Source organism: Bifidobacterium criceti, from assembly GCF_002286935.1.
Lineage (GTDB): Bacteria > Actinomycetota > Actinomycetes > Actinomycetales > Bifidobacteriaceae > Bifidobacterium > Bifidobacterium criceti.
The window spans coordinates 195,035-207,960 of record NZ_MVOH01000014.1 but is presented as its reverse complement, the minus strand read 5'-3'; the positions used below and the strand labels follow the sequence as shown (position 1 = coordinate 207,960).

General features: G+C 62.4%; 9 protein-coding genes and 1 pseudogene. 7 read left to right on the top strand and 3 right to left on the bottom strand.

Going from position 1 to position 12,926, the window contains the following annotated elements; genetic code table 11:
- Positions 1–645, top strand: a pseudogene (locus B1526_RS06480) (ISL3-like element IS2001 family transposase); the annotation flags it as partial.
- A gap of 44 nt (positions 646–689) precedes the next feature.
- On the opposite strand, the gene B1526_RS06475 reads toward B1526_RS06480, so the two are convergent.
- Together B1526_RS06475 and B1526_RS06470 are read right to left on the bottom strand one after the other, a co-directional pair.
- Positions 690–1,340 carry a potassium channel family protein gene (locus B1526_RS06475; protein ID WP_095615240.1) on the bottom strand — a complete coding sequence of 217 codons (651 nt, stop codon included), beginning with the start codon at positions 1,338–1,340 and terminating at the stop codon, positions 690–692.
- 383 nt (positions 1,341–1,723) lie between these two features.
- Entirely contained in the window at positions 1,724–3,187 is a 1,464-nt protein-coding gene (locus tag B1526_RS06470) for a TrkH family potassium uptake protein (RefSeq protein ID WP_095615239.1), read from the bottom strand.
- A 430-nt stretch (positions 3,188–3,617) separates the two neighbouring features.
- Between B1526_RS06470 and B1526_RS06465 the strand changes: the two genes are divergently transcribed.
- From B1526_RS06465 to B1526_RS06455, 3 genes are all read left to right on the top strand, one after another.
- Positions 3,618–4,721: an NAD kinase gene (locus B1526_RS06465; protein WP_095615238.1), complete on the top strand. Its 1,104-nt coding sequence runs from the start codon at positions 3,618–3,620 to the stop codon at positions 4,719–4,721.
- Between the two features lie 66 nt (positions 4,722–4,787).
- Positions 4,788–6,533: a DNA repair protein RecN gene (recN, locus tag B1526_RS06460; RefSeq protein ID WP_095615237.1), complete on the top strand. Its 1,746-nt coding sequence runs from the start codon at positions 4,788–4,790 to the stop codon at positions 6,531–6,533.
- Between the two features lie 230 nt (positions 6,534–6,763).
- Positions 6,764–7,528: an HAD family hydrolase gene (locus tag B1526_RS06455; RefSeq protein ID WP_095615236.1), complete on the top strand. Its 765-nt coding sequence runs from the start codon at positions 6,764–6,766 to the stop codon at positions 7,526–7,528.
- Between the two features lie 556 nt (positions 7,529–8,084).
- Here B1526_RS06455 and thrC read toward each other — a convergent pair.
- Entirely contained in the window at positions 8,085–9,566 is a 1,482-nt protein-coding gene (gene thrC, locus B1526_RS06450; RefSeq protein ID WP_095615235.1) for a threonine synthase, read from the bottom strand.
- 645 nt (positions 9,567–10,211) lie between these two features.
- Here thrC and B1526_RS06445 point away from each other — a divergent pair.
- The 3 genes from B1526_RS06445 to nadD all read left to right on the top strand — a co-directional run bounded on the left by B1526_RS06445 (position 10,212) and on the right by nadD (position 12,878).
- Complete coding sequence (locus tag B1526_RS06445) at positions 10,212–11,525, top strand: glutamate-5-semialdehyde dehydrogenase (protein WP_095615234.1); 1,314 nt, start codon at positions 10,212–10,214, stop codon at positions 11,523–11,525.
- Between the two features lie 68 nt (positions 11,526–11,593).
- Positions 11,594–12,148 carry a phosphoribosylglycinamide synthetase gene (locus B1526_RS06440; protein WP_235607085.1) on the top strand — a complete coding sequence of 185 codons (555 nt, stop codon included), beginning with the start codon at positions 11,594–11,596 and terminating at the stop codon, positions 12,146–12,148.
- A gap of 1 nt (position 12,149) precedes the next feature.
- Entirely contained in the window at positions 12,150–12,878 is a 729-nt protein-coding gene (gene nadD / locus B1526_RS06435; RefSeq protein ID WP_407641004.1) for a nicotinate-nucleotide adenylyltransferase, read from the top strand.
- Positions 12,879–12,926: the final 48 nt, after the last annotated feature.

Below are 12,926 nucleotides of genomic sequence, written 5' to 3'. Positions count from 1 at the left end.
GAGTTCACAAGACGCGTCGGGGTGGTCGCCATGGACGCGTTCGCCGGCTGGAAGCAGGCCGTCGAATCCGTCGTGCCCCACGCGGTCGAGGTCATCGACCCGTTCCACGTCGTGCAACTGGCCGCCGCCCGCGTCACCAAGGTGCGCTGCCGCCTGCAACGCGACGCCACCGGCAGGCGCGGTGTCAAGGGCGACAGGCTCTACGACTGCAGGCGCGCCCTGCTGACCAGCGACGAATACCTCGGCGCACGCGGCCGTGCCAGACTCATGACCCTGTTCGCCATCCAGACCAACCACGACCTCATGCTCGCCCACGACGCCTACCAAAGGGTCATACACGCCTACCGGTGCGACGACCGGCGACGCGGCGAACGCATGATGCGCGAGCTGATCGACGACCTGACCGGACCGGGGCGCTACAAAGGCTGCCGGGAACTCGCCTCCCTCGGCCGCGTGCTCAAAAGACGCATGCGCGACATCCTCGCCCTCTTCCGCCACCCCCACTCAAGCAACGGACCCACCGAAGCCATCAACGGCAGGCTCGAGACCCTGCGCGGCAACGCCATGGGCTTCGCCAACACCACCAGCTACATCCAACGATGCCTCATCCACAGCAGCCAACTCAAAGACATCCTTACACACTAACCTGAGAAGAGCCTCATATCCTCGATCAGCGGCTTCGTACAGCATCATCCGCGGATGAAATGGTCGATTTGGTCCTGCTTGCCCATGATGATGAGTTCGTCGTTGCGGCGGAGCTCAAGGTCATTGGATGCGTATTGGAATTCATGGCCTGGAGACTTGACGCCGACGATTGTGATGCCGTACCGGTCATGGATCTTCGCGTCCCCGATCGTGTACCCGACGAACTGCGCGGGTGTATGGATCTTGACGACGTTGTATGCGCCTTCGAGCTCGATGTAGTCGAGGTAGTTGCCGGAGACGAGATGCCCGACACGTTTGCCGGCGTCGGTCTCCGCGTTGATGATATGGCGTGCGCCGATGCGCTGCAGGATGCGTGCATGTTCCTTCGACACCGATTTCGCCCAGATGTCGGAAATGCCTGCATCGAGCAGGTTACCGGCGGTAATGACCGACGCTTCGACGCTATCGCCGATCGCCACGACCGCTATGTCGAAATCGGCGGCGTTGAGCTGTTCGAGCGCGAGCACATCGGTCATGTCCGCCTGGACGGTCGGTATTTGTGCGGACCAACGGTTGACCAGTTCCGCGTCTTTGTCGACGGCGAGCACATCCTGTCCCATCTCGTCGAGCGTTGTGGCGACCGCGCTGCCGAAACGACCAAGTCCCACGACGAGCACGCTGCGATTATCTGCCATCCCTAATCCTCCTCGAATGCCGCCACCGGTAGCGAACGGACGCGGCTACGGGGCTCAGCCCGCACATGAGTGCAAGCGATTTTTGCGGTTTCCTATACCAATGCTACCCGTATGATACCCGTAGCGGTGCGCTACCGGCAATCCGAAAAGTGCTGCCAGTGGCGGCTGAATGCGTCGCGCCGCCGATGGCTACCGGGGGGCGATGTGAGGCCTCCGGGAACGGGGTGCCACCTGTAACAAAACGCCACTGGCAACGGAATGCCACCGGTAACAGTTGGCGCTATGCCGTAGCGTTGGATGCCACCGGTAACGCAGAGCCATCGGATGCGTCCGGATACATCGGGAAATCCAGATGTAGCCGATGGGAGAAAACTGCCGGAACCTCAGCCTACGACGATCTGGTCAGTAGGGTAGCGGACGACTTCCGTCTGCCTTGGGCGGCTCACGGCATACGCGAGCGTCATCGGTCCCATACGTCCGACGAGCATCGTCGCCGCGAGAATGTACAACGCGGGCGCATCGTTCACGTCCGCGACACCCACCGAATATCCACCCAGTCCGAACGCGGAGCATGCGTCGAAGACGGCGTGGCTGAACGCCGCGTCGGTGATGAGCATAAGCGCGATCGAAGCGGTGAGCACAAGCGCGAAACAAGCAGTCGTGATGCTCACGGCCGTCATGATGACGTGGGTGTGGATGCGGCGTTTGAACGCGGTGACGTCGCTGTGTCCAGTGAACGCGGCCCTGCACACGAGCAGGATGACCGCGAACGTCGTCACACGGATGCCACCGGCGGTCGATGTGCTTCCGCCACCGATGAACATGACGACGCTCATGAACACCTTCGTCGCCTCGCTCACCTGCGGCACCCACGACAGGTCGAAACCGCTCGACCTCGGCATCACGGCGGCGACCATTGCACGACGCATACGCGTTTCGACGTCGGCATATTTGAACAACGCCGGATTGTCCCATTCGACCGTGAGGAACCACACGAGAGAGACGAGCACGATTGCGAACGTCGTCAGCAATGTGATTTTCGTATGCAGGCTCCAACGTTTCGGGCTTTGGTGGCGCCGCGAAGTGCGGTAGATGTTGAGGATGACCGGGAAACCGAGCGTGCCGCAGAATGCGGAGAGCATGATCGGCATGCCGACCGCCCAGTTGTCGACGTACAGGCCGGCGCCGTCGGGCGTGAAACCGGCGTTGTTGTACGACATCACGGCGAAGAAGAGCGATTCCCACAATGTGCCGCTGATGTTGCCTTTGTTGACGTGGAACAGGCCGGGGAACAGCGCGATGAAGGTGATGAGCTCGATGACGAACGTCGTCGTGAGCACGACGGTGAGGACGCCGCGGATTTCGCTGAGCTTGTTCGTGCCGAGTTCGTTCGCCGTGAGCAGACGCTGTGTCGCCTTGAGATGGTGGTTGACGGCGAGCGCGATGAGCGATGCGAACGTCATCACGCCGAGGCCGCCGAGCTGCACGGAGAAGATAAGGACCGCCTGTCCGAAGAGTGTCCAGTGCGTCGTCGTGTTCACGATCGATATGCCGCATGTCGAGAGCGCCGACACGGCGGTGAAGAACGCGGTCGAGAACTCGGTCTTCTCCCCGGGCAATGTCGAGATCGGCAGGAGCAGCAGGCTCGTCGACAGTGCGATGAGGAGCAGGAAATACAGGATCGTCAGTCGTCCCGGATGAGAATTGATCCGGTAGGAGAGTGAACGTTTGAGCGGACGGCGTTCGTTAGCGGCGGCTTGTTCGAAGGTGTCGCCGGAGAACCACCAGGCGTATCCCTTCGAAGCGTCGCTGTTCGACGCCGATTCGTCGAACAGGAGATTGGCCATGCTGCCTCCGATTGGTTGTGCCGTGCCGTGTAGTCGATACGTTGCCATTGTAGATGGGTCGGTGACGTTTTCGTGTCACATCGGTTGCGGCGACGGCCATGGGCGCCGTCCGCGCATGTGCCGCCGATAAGGATGCGCCACCGGTAGGAGTGAGAGCTACCCGTAAGAGAAGGTGTGGGGCTGTAGGAGGTGCCACCCGTAAGGAGGTGCAGCCGGCAGATAGTGCCGCCCGTAGGGTATGGCCACCCGTAAGAAGGTGGGGGATTGTAGGTAGATTGTAGGGGGTGCCATCTATAAGGATGTGCAGCCCGTAGATGCTGCACATAGGGGGATGCCGCCCTTATGGGGGCGGCGCGGGGCATACAGGGGCTTGGACGCATTCGCCGGTTCCATTACACTGTGAGTGGAAACTATGCGTAAAGGGGTGTCCATGCAGGCAGCGGAAACGAAAGGTCCACGCCATGTCGTCGTCGTGACCCATGAAAGGCTCCGGCAGAGCGCGATCGTCGAGAACGCGATCGCGCAACTGCAGGGCGAGGGGTTCGACGTCACCGTCATCGACAACACCGAAGCCCCCGATTTCGGGTCGCCGTCACCAAAGGTCGATCCGGACACCGAGATCGTGCTTGTTCTCGGCGGCGACGGCACGATCCTGCGCGCGGCGGAGCTCGTCACCTGCACGGATGTGCCGATCCTTGGCATCAACATGGGCCATGTCGGCTTCCTCGCGGAGTACGAAAGCTTCCAGATCCACGAAGCGATCCACCGCATCGCCGAACACGACTACAGCATCGAGGAACGCATGATCGCGCACGTCGATGTGTGGTTACCGGATGCGGCCACGCCGCTCGGCGACTGGGCGCTCAACGACATCACGATCGAACGCGCCGACCGTGGCAAAATGGTCGAGTTGTCGATCGCCGTGGATGGTGTGGCGATGAGCTCGTTCGGCTGCGACGGCATCATCGTCTCCACACCGACCGGTTCGACCGCCTACGCGTTCTCCGCGGGTGGCCCGATCATCTGGCCTGCGGTTGAGGCGCTCCTCCTCGTCCCGCTCGCGGCGCACGCGTTGTTCGCGCGGCCCATCGTCATCGGTTCCGATTCCACATTCTCGATACGCATCGACGACGACTCGACATCAGATGGTTGGATCTGCAGCGATGGCCGCCGCCAACGTCCGCTGCCGCGCGGCACGCGCGTCGACATCCGCCAATCGTCGGGACGTCTGCGCCTCGCGCACCTTTCCGACGCGCCGTTCACGAATCGACTCGTCACGAAATTCAATCTTCCGGTCGTCGGATGGCGCGACCTGCACACCCCGAACACGGCGCGCGTCGGCACATCACTGCGCGGACAGGGCGATGTCGAGGATCCCGACGACGCCGACGCAGGCGCATACGTGGCGAATGAAGCAATCACATCGGTTACGGGTGGTACGGACAGCGACAACGCGCGCAATGACGACGCGCGCGGCGATGGTGCATGCGATGTGTCTACGACCGCGCAATCCACGGAACCCCCGGTGAGATGACGACATCGTCGATTCGTCGATTACCGGGAGCATTGAATATTCAGACGACAACAGGAACGGTGACACGTGCTGGAAGAACTCGAACTGCGTGACCTCGGACCCATCCACGACGCGAAACTCGTGCCCGCGCGCGGCATGACATCGATCACGGGTGAGACGGGCGCAGGAAAATCGATGCTGCTCAGCGCGCTCAGGCTCATCTCGGGAGCCCCGGCGGATGCGAGCCGTGTCGCGACAGGCGCGAAGGAAGCATGGGCGCAAGGCATATTCGTCGTGAACGAAGGCGACGCGGCGCTCGCGATCGCACAACAAGCGGGTGCGCAATGCGACGATCATGAGATCTTCGTCGCGCGCACCGTACCGGCGTCGGGCCGTTCGCGCGCCATCCTGTGCGGCAAGACGGTACCGAAATCGGTGCTCGCTTCGCTCGCGGACGAACTCATCACGATACATGGCCAAAGCGAACAGCTGCGGATAGCGTCACCCGCACGCCAACGTGAGTTCCTTGACCGTTGCGCCGACAATGACAAGGAACGTCTCGCCTACGCGAAGGCGTGGAACGCGTACCGGGAAATCGACGACCGCCTGCACCGCCTGAGCTCTCAGGAATCGTCGATGCGCCAACAGGCGGATTACCTGCGCGAATCCATCGCGCGCATCGACCGCGTCGACCCACGACCGGGGGAGCTCGAGGAACTCAAACGCCAACGTGAACGCATTGAACATGCGGCGCAGATCAACGCCGGCGTCGCGAATGCGCTCGCGGCGCTCGACGCATCCCAAGGCGACGGCGGCGACGACTACCAAAGCGCGGACGCGCTCATCCAACACGCGGTGCATGCGTTGCGTGGCATACATCTGTCGGGTGTGTTCGAACAATGCGCGGACCGTCTCGAATCGGCGAGGGCGGAAATCGAGGATGTGACGTTCACGTTGTCGCAGCAGCTTGACCTGGATTCGTCGGGTGAGGACCTCGATACGCTCAACGGACGCATCCATGAACTCGACGAGCTTACGCGCAGATGGGGTCCGACACTCGACGACGTCATCGCATGGCGGGATAAGGCGCGCTTCGACGTCGAGGACCTCGACGCGTCACCGGAGAAACTCACGGAACTTGCGGCGCAGCGTGACGAATGCCTCCGCAAGGCGCACAAGGCGGCCTCCGCACTCACGAAGACGCGCGAACGGGCGGCGAAACGACTGTCGAAGGACGTGGATGGCGAACTTGCGCAATTGGCGATGGCGGGATCGTCGCTCACGATAGAGGTGCGTGCGCGCGAAGGCGACGGTGCGCTTGACGCGAACGGCGGCGACGATGTTGAATTCCTGTTCACACCGTTCAAAGGGTCGTCGGCGCTTGCGATGGGCAAAAGCGCTTCGGGCGGCGAACTCAGCCGCCTCATGCTCGCGCTCGAACTGTCCGCTGCGGGCGAACGCGCGCACAAGGACGCGCACAAGGAGGGGGAAGCGCCGGAAGGTGATGAGGTCCCTCCGATGACGTTCATCTTCGATGAAGTCGACGCGGGCGTGGGTGGCAAGGCCGCCGTCGAGCTGGGGCGGCGCCTCGCACGCCTCGCCAGGCGCGCACAGGTAATCGTCGTGACGCATCTGCCGCAGGTCGCGTCGTGGGCGGACAGTCAGTACGTCGTCGGGAAAAAAGAGGACGGCGACGGCATCGTCAGCACACATGTACGGGAGGTCATCGGCGATGCGCGCACCGAGGAGATTGCGCGCATGCTCGATGGCAGTACGACCGCGACGTCGCTCGACCACGCGAGAGAACTGCTCGCGTCGTCGAAACTCTCTTGACATGCGGCACAAACGGAACACGGTATGAAACGGAACACGGTATGACCTGAAGGAACCTGAAGGAAACAGTGGCACCCATAGAAAACGGAGAATGATCGAAGATGGTTACGGGCAGCAGTGCGCTTACGGGTAGCGATGCTCTTACCGGTAGCGAGAGTAAATGTGACGATGCGCTTACGGGAGGCATCACCACTATGCGCAGCGATGCGCTTACGGGTGGTGGTACTCGTATGACTACTACGGGCGGCGGCACCCTTACGGGTAACAGTGTGCTTACGGGAGGTACTCCTGCTCCTGCCGGTGGCACCACCAACACCGCTACCGGTAGCAGTGTCGCGGACAACCGCGGGCGTGCCGCCATCTTCGACCTTGATGGCACATTGCTCGATTCGATGGGTGTCTGGGACCAGATCGATGCGGAGTTCCTCGCGAAGCGCGGCATCGCTGTCCCCGATGACTACATGGCGAAGGTGAGCGCCATGCAGTTCAGGCAGATCGCCGAGTACACAATCGCACGGTTCGGTCTCGACGACACGCCGCAGGCGCTCGTCGAGGAATGGAACGAGATGGCCAAGCGGATGTACGCGCACGTCGTCGAACCGAAACCACATGCCGTCGCCTATCTGCGTGAGCTCAAGGAAAGCGGGGCGAAACTGGCCGTCGCCACGACGATGCTCCCGGATCTGCGCGCCCCCGCGTTGGCACATGCGGGGATGGCGGATTTGTTCGATGCCGTCGTCGGTGTCGATGATGCGGCAGGCCGCGGCAAGGAACATCCGGACGTGTATCTGTTGGCCGCGGACACGGTAGGAGTGGATCCCGCGCATTGCACCGTGTTCGAGGACCTGTTCGTCGGTATGCGTTCGGCGAAGCGCGCGGGGATGCAGGTGTGGGGTGTGCACGACGATTCGTCCGATCACGACTGGGGACGCATATGCGCACTTGCGGACGGTGTACTGTTCGACTTCGCCGATGCGCCGCGCAGTCTGCGGTGACATCCACGTACCGCCGGTAACGGCCGCCGATGCCACCATCAACGGCTGAAGGAATGTGCCACCGGTAGCGCGTAGGGGCGGCACTACCGATAACAGATGTGTTGCCGAATATCAATGGAAGAGGGGTGCCACCGGTAGCGAATCGGAGGAGGGGATATGCTACCGGTAGCGGTTGAAGGAATGTGCCACCGATGACAATCAGGATGATATGCCACCGGTAACCAATGGAGGGCACAGCACTACCGGTAACGACGGGAAGATGTGCTACCGATAACAATGTGCTACCGATAACAATCATGCCACCAATGACAAAATGACAATCGGAGGACACAGTGTTACCGGTAGTGCGTAGGTGGCGCCGATAACACGAAGTGCCACCGGTATCAATCAGCAGGAATGCACTACCGATAACCGATGGTGAGTCGATAACCGATGGTGAGTACGGCGGCAAGAACAAGCGTTATGGGTGGCACCTTGGGAATGTGCCACCCATAACGCTTGAGTGTGCTTGAGTGCTGTTATGCGGTGTGGTTCGGTATCGTCCGTGGCTCACCCGTCACAGTCTGTCGGCGCATTGTTCGACGTAGTGGCCCATGTCGGAGACCTCGACGCAGTCGCGGAAGCGCACGTCGGCGGTTTCGAGCGCGCGCAGCATCGGGGGGATCTCGGTGCCCGTCTTCGCGGACAGTTCGTCCATGCATTCGAAGTCGGTGCCGTCGGACTTGAATCCGAGCGACTCGTTGACGACGCGCGGGAACTTGTACGGGCTCGCCGTGCTCAGCAGGACACGCGGAACGCCCGGTTCGGCGGGCATCTGCTGCATGACGAAATAGCCGCACGCGGTGTGCGGGTCGAGCACATAGCCGTGTTCGTCGTAGCATTCGGCGATCATCTGGCGCACCTGGTCCTCGTCGGCCCAGCCGGTCGCGAACAGGCGGCGGATCTGCCGGAGCAGTTCCGCCGGCACTTCGAACGCGCCCCATTCGGCGAGGTCGTTCATCAGGTAGGTGATCAGGCGCGGGTCCTTCTCGCTCATGTAGTAGAGCATGCGTTCGAGGTTCGAGGAGATGAGGATGTCCATCGACGGCGAGATCGTCTCGTAGAACGGGCGCTTGCGGTTGTAGGTGCCGGTCGTCAGGAAGTCGAAGAGCACGTTGTTCCTGTCGGAGGCGACGACGAGCTGGCGGACGGGAAGGCCGAGCATCTTCGCGTAGTATCCGGCGAGCACATCGCCGAAGTTGCCGGTCGGCACGACGAAGTCGACCGGGTCGCCGACGTTGATGGCCTGCCGTTCGAGCAGCTGCGCGTATGCGGAGAAGTAGTAGACGACCTGCGGCACGAGGCGGCCGACGTTGATCGAGTTCGCCGACGAGAGCACAACGTGCGCGTCTTTTTCGATGCGCGCGGCGAGTTCTTTGTCGCCGAAGATCTGCTTGACCGTGGACTGCGCGTCGTCGAAGTTGCCGTTGACCGCGCACACGTTGACGTTGCCGCCCGTCTGCGTCGTCATCTGGAGTTCCTGCACGCGCGAGACCTTGCCCTGTGGGTAGAAGACGGTGATGCCGGTGCCTTCGGCGTCGGCGAAGCCCGCGAGCGCGGCCTTGCCGGTGTCGCCGGATGTGGCGGTGACGATCATGATCCTCTCGTCGCCGTCCGCGGGCGTCGTGCGTGCCATGAAGCGGGGCAGGATCTGCAATGCGACGTCCTTGAACGCGGATGTGGGGCCGTGGAACAGTTCCATGACGTAGTCGTCGCCGAGCGGCTTGACGGGGGTGATGCGCTTGTCGGACCACTGCTGCCCGTAGGCCTGTGCGATGCATGCGTCGAGTTCGTCGGCGGTGAAGTCGTCGAGGAGCACGGAGAGCACGTCGTGGGCGATCTGCTGGTATGGCTTGCCCGCGAGATCGTCGATGCGGACGGTGCGTTCGCCGAGCTCGTCAGTGACGAACAGGCCGCCGTCGTCCGCGATGCCCTTGCGGATGGCCTGCTTCGAGGTCAACGAATCGGTTGTGCTGCGTGTGCTGTGGAACTTGTTCACTCGTGTCGTCCTTGCGATATTGAAAAAGATATGGTGTGTGGACGATTTTCAGTATAGGGCGCACAGGAGAACGAGGAAGCCGCGTTGTCCGTGTTCCGGAATGGGTGCTCGCGGTGCCGTCAGCGAACGCAGGTCTCCATGTGTATGGGTGAGTGTGGCGTATAGGTGTATAGGTGAGTGTGGGAGGGGTGATTGCTTACGGGTGGCATTGTTCCATTGAGAATGTCGTCTGGGTGTCGACGATAGTCGATGGCAGCAGGATGCTACCGGTAATGGAGGCTGCCGATAGCAATGGATGCTACCAATAAACCAGCGAGTACCGCCGGTAAGGATGGTACCGCCGGTAAGTGGGGAGTGGCCGCCGAGAGTGGGTGCAGCCAGTAAGCATGTGCGTGACCAGCAGGGGCGCGGCCGGTAAGCGAAGGATGCTGCCGGTAAGGATGTTGGGTTACTGGTTAAGGTGGGTGCTGCCTGTAAAGAGGTTAAGAAGAGATAGGGGGTGTGTGCTGCCGGGAAGGATGTTGGGCCAGCGGTTACAGTGGGTGCCGCCGGTAAGGGGAGTCAGGGGTGATGCGGTGCGGGTGGAGATTGCGGTGTCGATGGACATGGGATGCGGGTGTAGGCTGTTTCCACTAATGTGCAAGTATGACGAACACACAGAGCGAACACAATCAGGTCAGCGACGACGTCTTCGATGCGGTGTGCACGATGGCGGACAAGGCCGCCGCCGCGCAGGCGAAGCTCGCGCAATCCACGACCGACGCCAAGAACGGTCTGCTCATGGCGATCGCCGACGCGCTCGACGCACGCGCCGACGAGATTGCCGGCGCGAACGAGCTGGACATGCAACAGGCCTTCGACGATGGCATGGACGCAGGCAAGCTCGACCGCCTCAAGTTCGATGTGACGCGCATCGCCGCGTCGGCGAACGACATGCGCCACGTCGCGACACTGCCGGACCCTGTCGGACAGGTCGTGCGTGGGTTCGAGGCGCCGAACGGCCTGCGCCTGCAGCAGGTGCGCGTGCCGATGGGTGTCATCGGCATGATCTACGAGGCCCGTCCGAACGTGACCGTCGACGTCATCGCATTATGCGTCAAATCCGGCAATGCGGCGATCCTGCGCGGCGGTCATGCGGCGGAGCGCACGAACGCCGCTACGCTCGCGATCGTCAAGGACACGCTGCGTGAACTCGGCTTCGACGACGCGCTCATCGGCACGGTAGACGCCCATGGGCGCGAAGGCGCGACGGCGATGATGGAGGCGCGCGGCCACATCGACCTGCTCGTGCCGCGCGGCAGCGCACGCCTCATCCAGGCCGTCGTCGAGAATTCGAAGGTTCCCGTCATCGAGACGGGTGCCGGCAACGTCCACATCTACGTCGACCGCACCGCCGACCTCGACAAGGCGATCCCGATCATCCTCAACGCGAAGACGCAGCGCGTCGGCGTATGCAACGCCGCCGAGAAGCTCATCGTCCACCGTGACGTCGCCGACGCGTTCCTGCCGATCGTCGCACAGGCGCTCGCGACCGCGGACGTCGTCATGCACGCCGACGACGTCTCCTACAAGATCATCGACGAGGCGAACATCCGTGACATCAAGCTGTATGAGGCGGACGAGGCCGACTGGGGCACCGAATACCTCGCGCTTGAGATCGGCGTCCTCGTCGTCGATTCGATGGACGAGGCGATCGCGCATATCAACCGCTATTCGACGCACCACACCGAGGCGATCCTCGCGGAGGACTACGGTGCGATCGAACGCTTCACGAAAGACGTCGATTCGGCCGTCGTCATGGTCAATGCGTCCACACGGTTCACCGACGGCGGCGTGTTCGGCTTCGGCGCCGAACTCGGCATCTCGACGCAGAAGATGCACGCGCGCGGCCCGATGGGTCTGCAGGAGATGACGACGACGAAGTGGATCGGCTACGGCACGGGGCAGGTGAGGGCATGAGCGCGGAGCATACCGAAAGCGCGGCGCATGAGGGGCAGGTGACGACCGTCACGTTCGACGACGCGCATATGTTCGCCAATCCCTGGGGTGTCGACCTCAGCGACCATAGGAACCTCCTCAAGGCCGCGTCCGAACGCCTGAGCCTCGTACGGTACGTGTTCCTCGTGCAGATCGAGGACGGCATCGCGTCCGCCGCGCAGCGCGCGTCGCTCGAATACGCGGACGCCGTGCTCATCGGTTGGCCGGAGACGGATGCCGCCGATGTCGTCGCAGTCGATGACGATCAATACGACGTCGTCGTCGAACAGATCGTGCTCATGGAGGACTATATCGACAGGTTCCGCGATATGGAACGCGACAATGACATCGACGGCATGACGGATACGCTCATCCGCATCACCGAACGCGTCGCCCATGTACGCCGCGCGTTCCAACCGAGTTTCCTGCTGCCGACGTTCGCCGAGATCCGGCGCGTCGTGCAGGACGAATGGAACGAGGACATGGGCAAGATCGATCCGGAAGGCGAAAGCGGCGACGGTTATGCGCAGGAGCTCACGCTCCAGCGGCAGATCGACCGCGTCACCACGGAGCATGCACGCGAACACAACCAGGAGAAGCACTGACATGGCGTCCGACAACGGCATCGACGACGCCGGCATGGCCGCTGACACGCCGCGCAGGATGGCGGAACTGTCCGTCGCGGACGCCGCGACGGCCCATCTCGTCTCGCCACCGGGACGGCGTTCGCCGCGGGGCAACTGGCATGCGCGTCCACGCATCGGCATCATGGGCGGCACGTTCGACCCGATCCACAACGGCCATCTCGTCGCCGCATCCGAGGTCTCATGGGTCTACGACCTCGACGAGGTCATCTTCGTGCCGACGGGACGCCCCGTGTTCAAGCTCGACAAGCATGTGACGAACGCCGAGGACCGCTACCTCATGACCGTCATCGCGACGGCGTCGAACCCGAAGTTCACCGTCTCGCGCGTCGACATCGACCGTCCAGGAGTCACCTACACGATCGACACGCTGCGTGACCTGCGCGCGTTGTACCCGCAGGCCGAACTGTTCTTCATCACGGGCGCGGACGCCGTCGCCGAGATCATGCAGTGGAAGGACGTCGACAAGATGTTCGAGATCGCGCATTTCGTCGCGGTCACACGCCCCGGATACTCGTCGTCGGTCACATTGCCCGCAGGCAGCGTCGACATGCTCGAGATCCCCGCGCTCGCGATCTCATCGACCGATGTGCGTGAACGGGCGACACATGACGAACCGGTGTGGTATCTGGTCCCTGACGGCGTCGTCCAGTACATCGGCAAGCACGGCCTCTACCATGGGCGAGACTGACATGGTGGACACACCGATGGCACCCTGTTCAGCGTCCGGCGCACGTCA